Below are 17188 nucleotides of genomic sequence, written 5' to 3'. Positions count from 1 at the left end.
ATCCTTCCCCCACCACCATTATTCACCACAGCGATGTGGTAACTTCGGTGAGATTATTAATCTTTGCACTCATCGAGGAAGGGTGAGAACCTTCGATTAAGGTTCGACTCGAGCGAAAGCGAGAGAACGTTGCCGCAGGCAACGGCCCGAAGGATGAGGAGCGAAGCGACGAATAATCCTTCCCCCACCACCATTACTTCCTGAAAATACTCTTCTAAACCAATTTACTAACCATTTATTTCTTGTTGTCACACAGAATTCGTCATGCCTGTTTTTAGGTCTGCACACTTTTACACAAAACAAAAAACCCCGCCGAAGCAGGGTCTATGTGAACTAAATTTCGCTTAGTGGCGAGCACGCACCAGCTGATACTTACGCGTCAGATACTCCACCGGTACGCTCCAGATGTGTACCAGACGCGAGAACGGGAACAGCAGGAATAACGTCATCCCCAGCACCAGGTGCAAACGGAAGATAAACGCCACGCCATCAAGGTGCTGAGAAGCGCCACCGTGGAAGGTCACTACCGACTGCGCCCAGCCAACCAGTTTCATCATCTCGCTACCGTCCATATGCTGAGCGGAGAACGGAATGGTCAGCAGGCCCAGCGCGCACTGGATAACGAGCAGCGACAGGATCAAGATATCCGCTCCGGTAGTCGTTGCACGCACGCGTGGGCTGAACAGGCGGCGTTTCAGCAACAGTACACCGCCAATCAGACACAGCACGCCGCTGGCACCACCAGCAAACATCGCCATTTTCTGTTTCACTTCAATTGGCAGCCAGGCTTCATACATCCAGTGCGGCGTCAGCATACCGAAGAAGTGACCGACAAAAATCCCCAGAATCCCGATATGGAACAGGTTAGACGCCAGGTTCATCCCTTTGCGATCCAGCATCTGGCTGGACGCCGCGCGCCAGGTGTACTGCCCGTAGTCATAGCGCAGCCAGCTACCAATCAGGAAGACCGCCCCGGCAATGTACGGGTAGATATCAAAGAAGAACATATTCAGGAATTGCATTAGTGCTGTCCTCCGGTGGTGATATTCAGATATTGCGGCGCGACGGCACCGGCAAAGCGACGCTGATGAGCAGTGATTGCCGAATCACCGCAGCCTTTGTCAGCAAAGAATTTAACCTGCTCTTCTTCCCAGACAGCATCCAGCGCCTGCGGCGTATCATCGCGCGCTTCATCGGCAATTTTTTCCGCCACTTTGTCGCTGTCTATAGCGGTATTCGCCAGTTTCAGCAGCAGATCAAACAGCACTGCATAACGGCTTTCACGCTGTTGCAGACGAGCACTTAGCAACGCCAGAATCGGCGCGATATCTTTCAAACCTTCCACGGCTTCGCTTTGCGGCAGCTGCGCCAGGTACTCCAGATACAACGGCAGATGATCCGGCAGTTCACGACTGTTTAACTGCAAGCCGTGTTGCTCATACTGCGCCAGCAAATCCACCATCGCCTGACCACGATCGCGGGATTCGCCGTGCACATGTTCAAACAGTAACAGCGACGTGGCGCGACCACGGTCGAACAGTTCGCTGTACTGCGCCTGAGCGTCCAGCGGATCCATCGCGGTTAAATCGCGCAGGAAAATGCCCAGCGCATGGGCATCCTCTTTCGACAGATTTTCCGACGCAGCAATCGCCTCAAACATCTCTTGTTGATGCTGCCATAAGGCAGCATCAGGATATTCAAGGAGACGCGATACAATCACGAGTTCGATCATGGATGCGGCTCCGTTTTGCTGGTCACGTCGATGGCATCGATACGACGGCTGTTGAACAGATTGAATTTGGTATCTGAACCGTGGCAGCCGTCACCAAAGGTAAAGCCGCAACCATTTTTCTCCGGGAAGGCTTCCCGCGCCAGTTCACGATGGCTGCTCGGCACCACAAAGCGATCTTCGTAGTTTGCAATCGCCAGATAACGGTACATCTCCTGTGCCTGGGCTTCGGTCAGGCCGACCTCTTCCAGCGCACGGGTATCAACTTTACCGTCAACGGTTTCAGCTCGTTTGTAATGACGCATTGCCAGCATACGTTTCAACGCGAGCAGTACCGGTTGGGTATCACCGGCGGTCAGCAGATTCGCCAGGTACTGAACCGGGATACGCAGGCTTTCTACGTCTGGCAGAATGCCGTTGCTACCCAGCTCGCCCGCGTCTGCCGCAGACTGAATCGGTGACAGAGGCGGCACGTACCAGACCATCGGCAATGTGCGATATTCTGGATGCAGCGGCAGCGCCAGTTTCCATTCCATCGCCATTTTATAAACCGGCGACTGTTGTGCGGCTTCAATAACGCTCAGCGGAATACCGTCTTTAATCGCCTGCTCGATGACTTTCGGATCGTTCGGATCGAGGAACACTTCCAGCTGACGCTGGTAGAGATCTTTCTCGTTCTCGGTGCTGGCTGCACGTTCAATGGCGTCAGCATCGTACAACAGCACGCCAAGATAACGGATACGACCAACACAGGTTTCTGAGCACACCGTCGGCTGACCGGCTTCAATACGCGGATAGCAGAAGATGCACTTCTCAGATTTACCGCTCTTCCAGTTGAAGTAGATTTTTTTGTACGGGCATCCGGTGATGCACATACGCCAGCCACGGCATTTATCCTGATCGATCAGTACGATGCCATCTTCTTCACGTTTGTAGATAGCCCCGCTCGGACAGGTCGCCACACATGCCGGGTTAAGGCAGTGTTCGCACAGACGCGGCAGATACATCATGAAGGTGTTTTCGAACTGGCTATACATCGCCTTCTGGATGTTGTCGAAGTTCTTGTCTTTCGCCAGTTTGTCAAACTCGCCGCCCAGGTCATCTTCCCAGTTCGGCCCCTTTTCGATTTTCGCCATCCGTTCGCCAGTAATCAGCGAACGCGGACGGGCAATCGGCTGCGATTTGCTGCCTTCCGGCGCGGTATGCAGGTTCTGATAATCAAAATCGAACGGCTCGTAATAATCGTCGATCCCCGGCAAATGCGGGTTGGCGAAGATTTTACCCAGCAGCATCGCGCGGTTACCCATACGCGGTTGCAGTTTGCCGTTGATTTTACGGATCCAACCGCCTTTGTATTTTTCCTGGTTTTCCCAGTCGGTAGGGAAACCCTGACCCGGTTTGGTTTCAACGTTGTTGAACCACGCGTACTCAACGCCTTCGCGGCTGGTCCAGACGTTTTTACAGGTAACTGAACAGGTGTGGCAGCCGATGCACTTATCGAGATTCAGCACCATGCCGACTTGTGAACGAATTTTCATTTTACGCTCTCCTGTACCTGGTCATTGCCTTCGCCATCTAACCAGTCAATGTTCTTCATCTTACGCACTACAACAAACTCATCGCGGTTAGAACCTACGGTGCCGTAGTAGTTAAAGCCGTATGCCAGATGGGCATAGCCACCGATCATATGCGTCGGTTTCGGCGTGATACGGGTGACCGAGTTATGAATACCCCCACGCTGCTGCGTGATTTCCGAACCCGGCAGGTTAACGATACGTTCCTGCGCGTGGTACATCATGGTCATCCCTGCCGGAACACGCTGGCTGACAACCGCACGGGCAGTCAGCGCACCATTGCTGTTGAAGACTTCAATCCAGTCGTTGTCGGCAATTCCCAAATCTTTGGCATCGGCTTCGCTCAGCCAGACCACCGGCCCACCGCGACCTAAAGTCAGCATCAGCAGGTTGTCGCTGTAAGTGGAATGAATACCCCACTTCTGGTGTGGCGTCAGGAAGTTCAGGGCTTTTTCCGGGTTACCGTTGGATTTCTGTCCCATCACTTCTTTCACCGAACGGGTATCGATCGGCGGACGATAAACCAGCAGGCTTTCACCAAAATCACGCATCCACTGATGATCCTGATACAGCTGCTGACGACCAGAGAGCGTACGCCACGGGATCAGCTCGTGAACGTTGGTGTAACCGGCGTTGTAAGAAACGTGTTCATCTTCCAGACCAGACCAGGTCGGGCTGGAGATAATTTTGCGCGGCTGTGCCTGAATATCGCGGAAGCGGATTTTCTCGTCTTCTTTATTCAGCGCCAGATGCGTATGGTCGCGACCGGTAAACTCGCTCAGTGCCGCCCAGGCTTTCACGGCTACCTGACCGTTGGTTTCCGGTGCCAGCGTCAGGATCATCTCTGCCGCATCAATTGCGGTGTTGAGCATCGGCTGGCCTTTCGCCGGACCTTCAGCCTTGGTGTAGTTGAGCTTACGCAGCAGATCCATCTCGCTCTGGGTGTTCCAGGCAATCCCTTTACCGCCGTTACCGATTTTCTCCATCAGTGGGCCGATAGAGGTAAAGCGTTCGTAAGTGGCCGGATAATCGCGCTCAACCACCATAATGTGCGGTGCGGTTTTACCTGGGATCAGGTCGCATTCGCCTTTTTTCCAGTCTTTCACATCCAGCGGCTGCGCCAGTTCGGCGGCGGAGTCGTGCTGAATTGGCAGCGTAACGATGTCGGTTTCTTTACCCAGATGACCAACGCACACTTCGGAGAATTTCTTCGCGATGGCTTTGTAGATTTCCCAGTCGCTTTTCGCTTCCCAGGCCGGATCGACCGCCGCAGACAGCGGGTGAATAAACGGATGCATATCCGAAGTATTCATGTCGTCTTTTTCGTACCAGGTCGCCGTCGGCAAAATGATGTCGGAATAGAGACAAGTGCTCGACAGACGGAAGTCCAGCGTCACCACCAGATCCAGCTTGCCTTCCAGACCGTTATCCTGCCAGTCCACTTCTTCCGGCTTCACGCCGCCCTGCTGCCCCAGATCTTTACCCTGGATACCGTGTTCCGTCCCCAGCAGATACTTGAGCATAAACTCATGACCTTTACCGGAAGAGCCCAGCAGGTTAGAACGCCAGATGAACAGGTTACGCGGATGGTTCTTGCCGTTTTCCGGTTGTTCCGCAGCAAAACGGATTGAACCCTCTTTCAGGGATTTCACCGTATAGTCCACCGGATTCATGCCCGCTTTTTCTGCTTCGCGAGCAATAGTCAGCGGGTTAGTGCCTAGCTGCGGCGCAGACGGCAGCCAGCCCATACGTTCCGCACGCACGTTGAAGTCGATCAAGTGTCCGGTATAGCGGGATTTATCCGCCATCGGCGACAGCAACTCTTCTGCGGTCACGGTTTCATAACGCCACTGGCTGGAGTGGTTATAAAAGTAAGAGGTGCTGTTCATGTGACGCGCCGGACGCTGCCAGTCAAGGGCAAACGCCAGCGGCTGCCAGCCGGTTTGCGGACGCAGTTTTTCCTGACCCACGTAGTGTGCCCAGCCACCGCCGCTCTGACCGACACAGCCGCAGAAAATCAGCATGTTGATCAGACCGCGATAGTTCATATCGAGGTGATACCAGTGGTTCAGACCGGCACCGACGATAATCATCGAACGACCGTGAGTTTTATCAGCGTTGTCGGCAAATTCACGGGCAATACGGATAATCTGGCTACGAGAAACACCGGTGATCTGCTCAGCCCACGCAGGGGTGTAGGCTTTCACGTCGTCATAGCTGGTCGCGCAGTTAACGTCGTTCAGACCACGCTCCAGGCCGTAGTTTGCCAGCGTCAAATCATAAACGGTGGTCACCAGTGCAGTGCTGCCATCAGCCAGTTGCAGGCGTTTTACCGGCAGCTTGTGCAGCAGAATGTTTTCCAGCTCCACTTTATTGAAGTGTTCCGTGCCGTCGCCGCCAAAGTACGGGAAGCCCACTTCAGCGATCTCATCCTGACTACCCAGCAGACTCAGTTGCAGTTCGGTTTCTTCACCAGTTTTGCCGTCGCGCTGTTCAAGATTCCATTTGCCCTTCTCGCCCCAACGGAAACCGATCGAACCGTTCGGCGCAACCATTTCACCTTGCGTATTAAAGGCTACGGTTTTCCATTCCGGGTTGTTTTCCTGACCCAGCGCATCAACCAGATCGGCGGCGCGCAGCATACGACCCGCAGCGTAATAACCGTCGCGCTCTTCCAGCATTACCAGCATCGGCATGTCGGTGTAGCGGCGCACATAATCGGTGAAATACTGGCTTGGGTTATCAAGATGGAATTCACGCAGCATCACGTGACCCATTGCCAGCGCCATTGCTGCGTCGGTGCCCTGTTTCGGTGCCAGCCACAGATCGCACAGTTTGGCGATTTCAGCGTAGTCCGGCGTGACGGCAACAGTTTTGGTGCCTTTGTAACGCACTTCAGTAAAGAAGTGAGCATCCGGGGTACGCGTCTGCGGGACGTTTGAACCCCAGGCGATGATGTAGCTGGAGTTGTACCAGTCAGCAGATTCCGGTACGTCAGTTTGCTCGCCCCAGGTTTGCGGAGACGCAGGAGGCAGGTCGCAGTACCAGTCGTAGAAGCTTAAGCAAGTACCGCCAAGCAGCGAGAGATAGCGAGCACCTGATGCGTAAGAAACCATCGACATTGCCGGAATTGGCGAGAAGCCGGCGACACGGTCCGGGCCGTAGTTTTTGATGGTGTAAACGTTAGATGCGGCGATCAGTTCGTTCACTTCCTGCCAGGAAGAACGAACAAAACCACCGCGTCCACGCGCCTGTTTAAAGCTTTTCGCTTTATCGGCGTCTTCGATAATAGAAGCCCATGCCTCAACCGGATCGCTATGCTGCGCCTTCGCTTCACGCCACATTTTCATCAGGCGTTTACGCATCATTGGGTATTTCAGGCGATTGGCGCTATAGAGATACCAGGAGTAGCTGGCACCGCGCGGACAGCCGCGAGGTTCATGGTTTGGCAGATCCGGACGAGTACGCGGATAGTCAGTCTGCTGGGTTTCCCAGGTCACCAGACCGTTTTTAACGTAGATTTTCCAGCTGCAGGAGCCGGTGCAGTTTACCCCGTGGGTAGAGCGGACGATTTTGTCATGCTGCCAACGCTGGCGATATCCATCCTCCCAGTCACGGTTGGTATTGAGAAGCTGGCCATGCCCATCGGCAAAGGTATCACCCTTCTGTTTGAAGTAGCGAAACCGGTCCAGGAATTTACTCATCGGTTTTCTCCTGTGGGAGCCTGTCGGCTCTCTGATAAATCGACATTGCTAATGTTTAAAACGAAGGTAACGCTCTGAAACGTCGTGGGAATTGATAACGATCAAGAGTGGTGGGGATGAAAAATAAAGTAAATTCCTAATATACCCCTTTGGGATAATTAATATTTATTACACAACTTATTGTAAATTAATGTTTTTTACATCCATCACCATTTAAACACTTCGGATTTTTATACAGATGGGTATTAAGGAGTATCCCCCATGGATGACATATTAATGGCGCTTAATTGACGCCGTTGAAATAATTATCCTCTTAAAGTATGTTGTAACTAAATGAGAAATAAAAAAAGCGCGACATTACGCCGCGCAAAGGATAATCAAATATTACGATTTATTTTTTAGAATGCCGACCGTATACCGCCCAGGTAATTACCACGCAGGCGATATAGAAAATCAAAAATACTTTCATTGCACCGACTGGCGACCCTGTTAATGCCAGTGAGCTACCGAACGCTTTCGGGATAAAGAAGCCACCGATAGCGCCAATCGCGGAGATGAAGCCCAGCGCCGCCGCAGTGTCGGTTGCCGCTTCACGCATGGCACGTTCGTCAGAACCGCCTTCTGCTTTCACGCGATCCATCGTCAGTTTACGGAAGATCACGGAAATCATCTGGAAGGTGGAACCACTACCCAGCCCCGCCGTCAGGAACAGCGCCAGGAAGACTACAAAGAACGCCATGAAGTTTCCGCCTTGCCCGTCAGTCGGTAAGGTGAGGAACAGCAGACCACTGAAAATCGCCATCAGCACGAAGTTCACCAGCGTTACACGAGTACCGCCGAGACGGTCAGATAATGCTCCCCCCGCAGAACGCGCCAGTGCGCCAATAAACGGTCCGAAGAAGGCGTAGTGCAGGATCTGTACATCCGGAAACTGCGTTTTAGACAGCATGGCAAAACCCGCAGAGAAGCCGATGAAGGAACCGAAGGTTGCCAGATACAGCAGGCTCATAATCCACAGATGACCCCGTTTGAGTACCGGCAACTGCTCCTTGATAGAGGCTTTCGAGGTAGCAAGGTCGTTCATGCCAAACCACGCTGCAATGGTGAAGATGGCGAGGAACGGCACCCATACCCAGGACGCGTTAGCCAGATACAATTCGGTGCCATCCGGCTGTGTTACGCCCTGGCTGCCAAATGCAGCAAAAATTGACAGTGATACCACCAGCGGAGCAACCAGCTGCATGACGCTAACGCCCATGTTGCCCAGACCACCGTTCAGCCCCAGCGCGCCACCCTGCTTCTGTTTCGGAAAAAAGAAGCTGATGTTTGCCATACTGGAGGCGAAGTTCGCGCCAGCAAAGCCGCACAGCAGAGAAATGATGATGAATACGCTGTATGGCGTAGTGGTATCCTGCACGGCAAAACCCAGCCAGACGCAAGGAATAATCAGAATACCGGTGCTGAACGCCGTCCAGCGACGACCGCCGAAGATTGGAACCATAAAGGAGTATGGCACACGCAATAATGCGCCAGAAACCGAAGGTAGTGCGGTCAAAAGAAACAGCTGATCGGTCGTAAAATTAAAGCCGACTTTCGGCAAATTCACCGCGACGGCACTGAATAACATCCATACACAAAACGCCAGTAGCAGACAGGGAACGGAAATCCACAGATTGCGGCTGGCTATACGCTGGCCGCGCTGTTGCCAGAACGCAGGATCTTCCGGTCGCCAATCAGTAATGACAGCTCCAGTAGCCCTTTCGGGGGCGGATGAGTGACTCATAGACACCTCTGATACTCGTTTCGATGTCTGCCACCTTAGTGTCTGTAGCCAAAGGTAATTTGATGTAAATCAAACGATAAGATAACTTTATCTATCATTGATATTTATCATTACCCATAGTGAGTACAGAGATTTCATAAAAATTATGAGATTTTTCACAGTACTGTAAAATCCCTACTCTTACTGATGTAAATCGACTAACCACACGGCAAATAAGGAGTAACTCTTTCCGGGTATGGGTATACTTCAGCCAATAGCCGAGAATAACGCCATTCCAGAATGTATCGTTACATTCATTAAGGTTATTACTCATTCAAAGCCTGAAGGAAGAGGTTTACATGCTTAAACGTTGTCTCTCTCCGCTCACCCTGGTTAATCAGGTTGCGCTTATTGTTTTGCTTTCTACTGCTATTGGACTGGCGGGGATGGCGGTTTCTGGCTGGCTGGTACAAGGCGTTCAGGGCAGCGCCCATGCTATTAACAAAGCGGGATCGCTGCGTATGCAAACTTATCGGCTACTGGCGGCAGTGCCATTAAGCGAGAAAGACAAGCCCTTAATCAAGGAGATGGAACAAACGGCATTTAGCCCCGAATTAACTCGAGCAGCAGAACGAGACGGGCAACTGGCGCAATTGCAGGGTTTGCAGGATTACTGGCGCCATGAGCTGATTCCTGCGCTGCTACACGCACAAAGCCGCGAAACGGTGTCGGCTGACGTCAGCCAGTTTGTTGCCGGGCTTGATCAGTTGGTGTCTGGTTTTGACCGCACCACGGAAATGCGTATTGAGACGGTCGTACTGGTCCATCGGGTGATGGCTGTGTTTATGGCACTTCTACTGGTATTTACCATCATATGGCTGCGGGCACGGCTGCTACAGCCGTGGCGGCAATTGCTGGCGATGGCGAGTGCCGTCAGCCATCGCGATTTTACCCAGCGGGCGAATATCAGCGGGCGCAACGAAATGGCGATGCTCGGAACGGCACTGAACAATATGTCTGCGGAACTGGCGGAGAGTTATGCCGTACTTGAGCATCGGGTACAGGAGAAAACCGCCGGGCTGGAGCATAAAAATCAAATACTCTCGTTTTTGTGGCAGGCTAATCGTCGTTTGCATTCTCGCGCCCCGCTGTGTGAACGCCTGTCACCTGTACTCAACGGATTGCAAAATTTAACCCTGCTGCGTGATATCGAACTGCGGGTATATGACACTGAAGATGAAGAGAATCATCAGGAGTTCACCTGCCAGCCGGATATGACCTGCGACGACAAAGGTTGCCAGCTCTGCCCGCGCGGGGTATTACCCGTCGGCGATCGCGGCACGACCCTGAAATGGCGACTGGCGGATTCTCATATGCAGTACGGCATTTTGCTGGCGACCCTGCCTCAGGGCCGTCATCTGAGCCATGATCAACAGCAACTGGTGGATACACTGGTTGAGCAATTAACCGCCACTCTGGCGCTGGATCGCCATCAGGAACGCCAGCAGCAGTTGATCGTGATGGAAGAGCGTGCCACCATTGCGCGCGAACTACATGATTCTATTGCCCAATCTCTCTCTTGTATGAAGATGCAGGTGAGTTGTTTACAGATGCAAGGCGATGCACTGCCAGAAAGCAGCCGCGAACTGTTAAGCCAGATCCGTAACGAACTGAATGCGTCATGGGCGCAATTGCGTGAGTTGCTCACCACATTCCGTTTGCAGCTCACCGAACCGGGATTACGCCCGGCACTGGAGGCGAGTTGTGAAGAGTACAGCGCCAAATTTGGCTTCCCGGTGAAGCTGGATTACCAGTTGCCACCGCGTCTGGTGCCCTCGCATCAGGCAATCCATCTATTGCAAATTGCCCGTGAGGCATTAAGTAACGCCCTCAAACATTCGCAAGCGAGCGAGGTCGTTGTAACGGTGGCGCAAAACGATAATCAGGTCAAACTGACCGTCCAGGATAACGGCTGCGGGGTGCCTGAAAATGCCATCCGCAGCAATCACTACGGCATGATAATTATGCGTGACCGTGCGCAAAGTCTGCGTGGCGACTGCCGCGTCCGCCGTCGTGAATCAGGTGGCACCGAAGTGGTGGTCACCTTTATTCCCGAAAAAACTTTCACAGACGTCCAAGGAGATACCCATGAGTAATCAGGAACCGGCTACTATCCTGCTGATCGACGATCACCCGATGCTGCGAACTGGCGTAAAACAGCTTATCAGCATGGCCCCCGATATCACTGTGGTTGGCGAAGCGAGCAATGGCGAGCAGGGTATTTTACTTGCGGAATCTCTCGATCCTGATCTGATTCTGCTTGATCTGAATATGCCCGGTATGAACGGTCTGGAAACGCTGGATAAACTGCGCGAAAAATCTTTATCCGGCCGCATTGTGGTATTCAGCGTCTCGAACCATGAAGAAGACGTCGTCACCGCGCTGAAACGCGGCGCAGATGGCTATCTGTTAAAAGATATGGAGCCGGAAGATCTGTTGAAAGCGTTACACCAGGCTGCTGCTGGCGAAATGGTACTAAGCGAGGCATTAACCCCTGTTCTGGCCGCCAGCCTGCGTGCTAACCGCGCCACGACTGAACGCGACGTCAACCAGTTAACGCCGCGCGAGCGCGATATTCTGAAACTGATTGCTCAGGGCTTACCGAATAAGATGATCGCCCGCCGCCTGGACATCACTGAAAGCACGGTCAAAGTGCACGTGAAGCACATGCTGAAAAAAATGAAGCTAAAATCTCGTGTGGAAGCCGCAGTATGGGTGCATCAGGAACGTATTTTCTGATTATGGTTCCCAGCGCAGTTCGTCCTTTGCCATTTCATCGAAAGGTTCGGCAAGCGTTAGCGTGATCTCATTGGAGGAGACACGCTGTCCCTGGTTATCTTCCACCACCACCGACAAGCGCCATCGATTGGTCGCCTCTTCTCCACTTTGCCAGTCCGGCACGATCAGCGTCCAGCCATCCGCACTGTTGGCAGTTGCTCCCGATGTCAGACTTAACATCTGCGTATCGCCCTGCCAGATCAATTGTCGAATACCGTAACGACTGTGGATTTGTAATTTCAGCGGCACCGTTTCACCAGGTTTAAGATCCCAGGGGGGCGTCGCCAGAAATACCGTTAAGGTTTTACGCTGATGATACTCAATGACCGGCAGATTATTCCGCTGCGGATTGTCATAGCGACTGCCGCGCAACGACTGACTCTCAGCAACTTCGCCAGCAGAAAGTTGTTTGTTTAGTGGCACCCCAAAGCGGTAGTTAATATTCAGCCCGAGATTATTTTGGCTTTCTCCACTTTCGCCTTGTTTATGCTGGGCGGTCATAGTAACGAGTGGGACAGGGGTGTAATTAAGCCCCAGACTCATGGCGACAGGATTATGATAACCCGTACCAGAATTAAACAGATCGACACGCTGACCAAAATATTGTTCGAGGCTGACACTGGTGTTGAGATGCTGGTAAAACGGCATTCGCATCCGGGCAGTCAAATCATAACCACGCGCCATACGCTGCTCGAGCGAGGCAGTCTGTTCATGCCATGAGGCAAAAGGCTGATAATAATTTGCCGACAGACGCAGATATTCTCCCCAGGCTTCAGCGCCAAACCCTGCCCGCTGAAGATTTTCATCTAACAAGTTGTCATAAAACGTGTTGTATCCCATCAACCATGTGCCATGCCTCCAGCGTTGACCAACGCCAAGGTTACTTACGAGTCCATCGTCCTGCTGGGTGAGTCCAAGTTGGCTCCATGTGAGATAACGCTCGTTATCCTGCAACGGTACAAACCAGCTCCCCCGGCTGCCGGTGAAATGCCCTTCGTTATCCACTTTGACGTCAACACTGGCGTTCCCCCACGGCGAAAGCCACGATTCCACATGCTGATTAACCTGCTGACTGAGCGCATCACGGACTTTTCCCAGCGCAAAGGCTTTTGCCTGCTCACCTGTATCCTGACCGTTATCGGTCATACTGGTTTCACCAAAATCTTTCACGATTTCGGCGAAGTGTTTTTCACCGTCATGATTTTCCGGTGCCATTCCTAAGTCCGGCAGACCATCCTTATCGTTATCAAAAGGATTTGCCGATTGCTGCTCAACGGATGGCTGTGCGCTGGCTATACCGCCTGCCAGCAGCAAGAGTAAATAAAGTGGGGTAACACGAGAGACGATACGGCTCAAAACGTCAGTAATTTCCGGTAAAAATGAACACCCATTACTTTATAGAATAACGATTACTGGTAACTTTTCTCGTACTTTCTCATGCTTTATGGAAAATCCTAAAAATGTGGCAAATTGGTCAGACAGCGTAAAAGCAGTAAGATAGAAGTCGGAAATCTAATTATCTGAATACAGGAGTGAGTAATGCAAAAAATCGTGATCGTTGCCAATGGCGCGCCCTACGGGAGCGAATCCTTATTTAACAGCCTGCGGCTGGCCATTGCGCTACGGGAGCAGGAGAGCAACCTGGATCTACGTCTGTTCCTGATGTCTGATGCGGTAACTGCCGGATTACGCGGACAAAAACCGGGGGAAGGCTACAATATTCAGCAAATGCTCGAGATCCTCACTGCGCAAAATGTGCCTGTGAAATTGTGCAAAACCTGCACCGATGGTCGCGGTATCAGCCCACTTCCGCTGATTGATGGAGTTGAAATTGGCACACTGGTCGAGCTGGCGCAATGGACGCTGGTTGCCGATAAAGTGCTCACATTTTAATTACAGTATGGGGCGCTTAAGGCTACAGAAACGCCCCGCTGTGATGACTGTTTCATCAGGCAAAACCGGGCCGCAAGACACCATCCGGGAAATTCTCCGCCAGCAGTTTTTTCACCGACACCAGTAGATCATTCAGCCCGTCATCCTGCATCCCCAGTTTGTTGAGCTCTTGTTCCAGAGAAAATAAATACTGTGCATTGGTTCCAAGTGGACCACTCGCCGCAGCAATCAACGGAGCAATCACCTGAGCTCGGGTATCAGATTCATATTCAGGATGGCGCGGATCCATAATAAACACCAGCGCATTGACTGTGCGCCCGTCGTCAAGATCAAGCTGGCACCAGGTTGGCAGATAGCAGCCGGTAATCATCTCCCGTTTCCACAGCAGGGTCAGTTCCTGCTCCAGCGTCTCTTCCGGCAAGCGATACGCCACTCCCGTGGTGCGACCGCCCTCTTTCAGGGCAAGCATCCTTCCCGGCTGGTGTGCAGTCCCCCTTCCGGCGGTCAGGCGCAGACAGAATGCCCGATGCCAGCCAACCAGCGTACCGGTACAGGACTCGATAAACTCCAGCGCCGGATTCCACATCAACGATCCATAACCGAAGATCCACACCGCCCCCTCATCAGGACGACAAGCCAGCGTAGCTGCCAGCGAGGCTGCCCGCTGTTCTGCCGACCATAAGAGTGATTCTTCAATAGTGCCAAATGCCGTTTTACAATCGGCATTCATCAAGAAATCCCGCGTTATCACCTTATACCTCCGCCACTGCATACTTCCCTGCGACAACTTTTTGGTGTCTTCCGGACATTTTTACTGCTCATTTTGGAACCATTACCGGGACAATATGCAATCTGCAGACCACTTGCAAGGCGACGCCGCACGAATAGCTTTAACTCATCACCGGGAGTTATAACTTTTTATGCCATTTATCATCACTCCCTTTGGCATATTCATGTTTCACTGCTGCCCAGGCCACTTTATGCGCTGTCTCCTCCCGACTGGCATCATCACGCCGATCTTCTTTATCTTTATATTGATCCCAGGCGCTGTTGAATGCCTCTTTATAGATATCCTGGGCATGGGACGGTAGAACGTGTTTTACATTTTCCGGCAGATCGCTTTTTGTTTTATACGGCATTGTTGACTCCTTTTTTAAAGGTGAACTTTAAGTGTGGGCAACAATATCCACGCTTGCCAGCATATAAGACTTTTCACGTCAGACTCTTCTTAAGAGGTGCTAATACAAACGTTGTCTAAACACGTTGATTATTTTTATACCCCAAAGAGTAAAAAAGCGACAGCGGGGTAAAATTTCGTAAAATGTTACCGATATCCAGACACTTTCTGTTATTTTTTCTTCCTATTTATTACATTTTCGACAAATTCATCTGCAAAGGATAACCATAATGACAAATGCTCACGAGGCGGTAAAAACCCGCCACAAGGAGACCTCACTTATTTTCCCGGTTCTGGCGCTGGTAGTGCTGTTCCTTTGGGGAAGCAGTCAAACACTACCAGTGGTCATAGGCATCAATCTTCTTGCGCTTATTGGTATTTTAAGCAGCGCCTTTAGTGTTGTCCGTCATGCGGACGTATTAGCCCATCGACTGGGGGAACCTTATGGTTCTCTTATTCTTAGCCTTTCCGTGGTTATTCTTGAAGTCAGCCTGATATCAGCCTTAATGGCGACCGGCGATGCGGCGCCGACGTTAATGCGAGATACGCTCTATTCAATCATTATGATTGTTACTGGTGGACTGGTTGGTTTTTCATTACTGTTGGGCGGGCGCAAATTTGCCACCCAATATATGAATCTGTTTGGTATTAAACAGTATTTAATCGCCCTGTTTCCATTGGCAATTATTGTGCTGGTATTCCCGATGGCCCTGCCTGCGGCGAATTTTTCAACCGGTCAGGCGTTGCTGGTGGCATTAATTTCCGCAGCAATGTACGGAGTATTTTTGCTAATTCAGACCAAAACGCATCAAAGTCTGTTTGTCTATGAACATGAAGATGACAGTGATGATGACGATCCGCACCATGGCAAACCCTCTGCCCATAGCAGCCTGTGGCATGCCGTCTGGTTGATTATCCATTTAATTGCAGTGATAGCGGTTACCAAAATGAACGCAAGTCCGCTGGAAACACTGCTCACCAGCATGAATGCCCCGGTGGCCTTTACCGGTTTCCTGGTGGCGCTATTGATTCTTTCGCCGGAAGGTTTAGGGGCGTTAAAAGCGGTATTAAACAACCAGGTCCAGCGCGCGATGAATCTGTTCTTTGGTTCGGTTTTAGCGACAATTTCGCTTACCGTACCTGTCGTCACGCTGATCGCCTTTATGACAGGCAATGAATTGCAGTTTGCGCTTGGTGCGCCTGAAATGGTGGTGATGGTAGCCTCTTTGGTGCTGTGCCATATCTCCTTCTCCACCGGACGTACTAACGTGCTCAACGGCGCTGCACATCTGGCACTCTTTGCCGCCTATTTGATGACAATATTTGCCTGACATTGATATCTCCCCTGGCGACGGAAGCTGGGGGAGATAATAAAAATACCTGCCCGGTTCCTTTCTTCAGTTATTCTGAACAATTCGTCAGACATGATTGCGAGCCTGTACCACAACATGCAAGAAAGCACTGCAACAGTTGATGAAAAGCTGGAATGAACTCTTCATTACGAACGTTTCAGTGGTGAAGTAAAGAAGACTTGAGACGTAGTATCCACACCAAGCCGGGATTATCCGGTGAGGCGCAATGTTGTGGGGACTTTATCCCTGGCGGCATTGGTTGCTGGAAAGAGAAAACCCCCGCACGTTGAGAGGTAAAACCTGACAACAGAACGGGGGCTAATCTTGAACCATCAACAATTCAAGAATAGCCGCAAAATGTTGTCATTACAACAAGGCGGCTATATGACGCTCGCGCAGTTTGCCATGATTTTCTGGCACGACCTGGCAGCACCGATCCTGGCGGGAATTATTACCGCAGCGATTGTCGGCTGGTGGCGTAACCGGAAATAAGGTGAATACGGGCGTCAGGCTGCCGTGATGGCAATATGCGCCCGAAACCGGCCGCAGGGGTAACAGCCTGCGGCCTTTTTTGTCTTTATCTCTTTCAGAAGTAGACACCGTCAACCCAACCTGGAAGCATCAACCAGAGCATTCATGAAACAACTGCAACGGCTGATAAAAAGCCGGAATGCATACTGCATTACGAACATTCCTGGGGTGAAGTGAAGAACACTTGAGATATAGAATCCACACCAAGCCGGCGTTATCCGGTGAGGCGCAATGTTGTGGGGGCTTTATCCCTGGCGGCATTGGTTGCTGGAAAGAGAAAACCCCCGCACGTTGAGAGGTAAAACCTGACAACAGAACGGGGGCTAATCTTGAAACCAGAACAATTCAAGAATAGCCGCAAAACGTTGTCATTACAACAAAAAGGCGGCTATATGACGCTCACGCAGTTTGCCATGACTTTCTGGCACGACCTGGCTGCACCGATCCTGGCGGGAATTATTACCGCAGCGATTGTTAGCTGGTGGCGTAACCGGAAGTAAGGTGAATACGGGCGTCAGGCTGCCGTAATGGCAATATGCGCCCGAAACCGGCCGCAGGGGTAACAGCCTGCGGCTTTTTTGTCTTTATCTCTTTCAGAAGTAGACACCGTCAACCCAACCTGGAAGCA

Annotated in this window: 14 protein-coding genes and 1 other RNA gene; 7 read left to right on the top strand and 8 right to left on the bottom strand. The window is 51.7% G+C overall.

The features are described 5' to 3' along the window. Positions 1-61 precede the first annotated feature (61 nt). A non-coding RNA gene (locus tag HEN21_RS21450) (RtT sRNA) lies at positions 62-193 on the top strand. A gap of 151 nt (positions 194-344) precedes the next feature. On the opposite strand, the gene narI is transcribed toward HEN21_RS21450, so the two are convergent. From narI to narK, 5 genes are all read right to left on the bottom strand, one after another. Continuing rightward, positions 345-1022, bottom strand: a complete 678-nt coding sequence (narI, locus tag HEN21_RS21445) for a respiratory nitrate reductase subunit gamma (RefSeq protein ID WP_001160110.1) — start codon at positions 1020-1022, stop codon at positions 345-347. Then, positions 1022-1732, bottom strand: a complete 711-nt coding sequence (narJ, locus tag HEN21_RS21440; RefSeq protein ID WP_000571678.1) for a nitrate reductase molybdenum cofactor assembly chaperone — start codon at positions 1730-1732, stop codon at positions 1022-1024. Before narJ ends, narI begins: the two co-directional genes overlap by 1 nt. After that, positions 1729-3267 carry a nitrate reductase subunit beta gene (gene narH / locus HEN21_RS21435; RefSeq protein WP_000702663.1) on the bottom strand — a complete coding sequence of 513 codons (1539 nt, stop codon included), beginning with the start codon at positions 3265-3267 and terminating at the stop codon, positions 1729-1731. The genes narJ and narH overlap by 4 nt, the downstream gene beginning before the upstream one ends. Continuing rightward, positions 3264-7007 (bottom strand): nitrate reductase subunit alpha, encoded by a 3744-nt coding sequence (locus HEN21_RS21430; RefSeq protein WP_000032863.1) that lies wholly within the window; start codon positions 7005-7007, stop codon positions 3264-3266. Before HEN21_RS21430 ends, narH begins: the two co-directional genes overlap by 4 nt. Positions 7008-7398: 391 nt before the next feature. Then, positions 7399-8790, bottom strand: a complete 1392-nt coding sequence (narK, locus tag HEN21_RS21425; protein ID WP_000019814.1) for a nitrate transporter NarK — start codon at positions 8788-8790, stop codon at positions 7399-7401. A gap of 338 nt (positions 8791-9128) precedes the next feature. On the opposite strand from narK, the gene narX reads away from it, so the two are divergent. Both narX and narL read left to right on the top strand, forming a co-directional pair. Further along, complete coding sequence (gene narX, locus HEN21_RS21420; RefSeq protein ID WP_000918091.1) at positions 9129-10925, top strand: nitrate/nitrite two-component system sensor histidine kinase NarX; 1797 nt, start codon at positions 9129-9131, stop codon at positions 10923-10925. After that, entirely contained in the window at positions 10918-11568 is a 651-nt protein-coding gene (gene narL / locus HEN21_RS21415) for a two-component system response regulator NarL (protein ID WP_000070495.1), read from the top strand. The genes narX and narL overlap by 8 nt, the downstream gene beginning before the upstream one ends. On the opposite strand, the gene HEN21_RS21410 is transcribed toward narL, so the two are convergent. Then, a complete protein-coding gene (locus tag HEN21_RS21410; protein WP_176251905.1) occupies positions 11569-12963 on the bottom strand; it encodes a YchO/YchP family invasin in 1395 nt (464 codons plus the stop codon). It abuts the gene before it with no gap. A 183-nt stretch (positions 12964-13146) separates the two neighbouring features. On the opposite strand from HEN21_RS21410, the gene ychN reads away from it, so the two are divergent. After that, a complete protein-coding gene (ychN, locus tag HEN21_RS21405; RefSeq protein ID WP_001169665.1) occupies positions 13147-13500 on the top strand; it encodes a DsrE/F sulfur relay family protein YchN in 354 nt (117 codons plus the stop codon). Between the two features lie 55 nt (positions 13501-13555). Here the strand turns inward: ychN and chaC are convergent, their stop codons facing one another. Then, entirely contained in the window at positions 13556-14251 is a 696-nt protein-coding gene (gene chaC / locus HEN21_RS21400) for a glutathione-specific gamma-glutamylcyclotransferase (RefSeq protein ID WP_010351803.1), read from the bottom strand. 157 nt (positions 14252-14408) lie between these two features. Beyond that, a complete protein-coding gene (gene chaB, locus HEN21_RS21395) occupies positions 14409-14639 on the bottom strand; it encodes a putative cation transport regulator ChaB (RefSeq protein WP_001146436.1) in 231 nt (76 codons plus the stop codon). 268 nt (positions 14640-14907) lie between these two features. On the opposite strand from chaB, the gene chaA reads away from it, so the two are divergent. From chaA to HEN21_RS21380, 3 genes are all read left to right on the top strand, one after another. Continuing rightward, positions 14908-16008 (top strand): sodium-potassium/proton antiporter ChaA, encoded by a 1101-nt coding sequence (chaA, locus tag HEN21_RS21390; RefSeq protein ID WP_000180147.1) that lies wholly within the window; start codon positions 14908-14910, stop codon positions 16006-16008. Positions 16009-16413: 405 nt separating this feature from the next. Beyond that, positions 16414-16521 carry a type I toxin-antitoxin system toxin Ldr family protein gene (locus HEN21_RS21385; protein WP_000170954.1) on the top strand — a complete coding sequence of 36 codons (108 nt, stop codon included), beginning with the start codon at positions 16414-16416 and terminating at the stop codon, positions 16519-16521. 431 nt (positions 16522-16952) lie between these two features. Then, positions 16953-17060, top strand: a complete 108-nt coding sequence (locus tag HEN21_RS21380; protein WP_000176713.1) for a type I toxin-antitoxin system toxin Ldr family protein — start codon at positions 16953-16955, stop codon at positions 17058-17060. Positions 17061-17188: the final 128 nt, after the last annotated feature.

This window comes from Escherichia sp. 93.1518 (assembly GCF_013368915.2).
Taxonomy (GTDB): Bacteria; Pseudomonadota; Gammaproteobacteria; order Enterobacterales; family Enterobacteriaceae; genus Escherichia; species Escherichia ruysiae.
The sequence above is the reverse complement of the archived record's forward strand: the minus strand, read 5'-3'. Positions and strand labels throughout refer to the sequence as shown.

Bases quoted from the DNA above. Each gene is read 5' to 3' on its own strand.
- narI (WP_001160110.1), bottom strand. From the start codon at position 1,022: ATGCAATTCCTGAATATGTTCTTCTTTGATATCTACCCGTACATTGCC.
- narJ (WP_000571678.1), bottom strand. From the start codon at position 1,732: ATGATCGAACTCGTGATTGTATCGCGTCTCCTTGAATATCCTGATGCT.
- narH (WP_000702663.1), bottom strand. From the start codon at position 3,267: ATGAAAATTCGTTCACAAGTCGGCATGGTGCTGAATCTCGATAAGTGC.
- HEN21_RS21430 (WP_000032863.1), bottom strand. From the start codon at position 7,007: ATGAGTAAATTCCTGGACCGGTTTCGCTACTTCAAACAGAAGGGTGAT.
- narK (WP_000019814.1), bottom strand. From the start codon at position 8,790: ATGAGTCACTCATCCGCCCCCGAAAGGGCTACTGGAGCTGTCATTACT.
- narX (WP_000918091.1), top strand. From the start codon at position 9,129: ATGCTTAAACGTTGTCTCTCTCCGCTCACCCTGGTTAATCAGGTTGCG.
- narL (WP_000070495.1), top strand. From the start codon at position 10,918: ATGAGTAATCAGGAACCGGCTACTATCCTGCTGATCGACGATCACCCG.
- ychN (WP_001169665.1), top strand. From the start codon at position 13,147: ATGCAAAAAATCGTGATCGTTGCCAATGGCGCGCCCTACGGGAGCGAA.
- chaB (WP_001146436.1), bottom strand. From the start codon at position 14,639: ATGCCGTATAAAACAAAAAGCGATCTGCCGGAAAATGTAAAACACGTT.
- chaA (WP_000180147.1), top strand. From the start codon at position 14,908: ATGACAAATGCTCACGAGGCGGTAAAAACCCGCCACAAGGAGACCTCA.
- HEN21_RS21385 (WP_000170954.1), top strand. From the start codon at position 16,414: ATGACGCTCGCGCAGTTTGCCATGATTTTCTGGCACGACCTGGCAGCA.
- HEN21_RS21380 (WP_000176713.1), top strand. From the start codon at position 16,953: ATGACGCTCACGCAGTTTGCCATGACTTTCTGGCACGACCTGGCTGCA.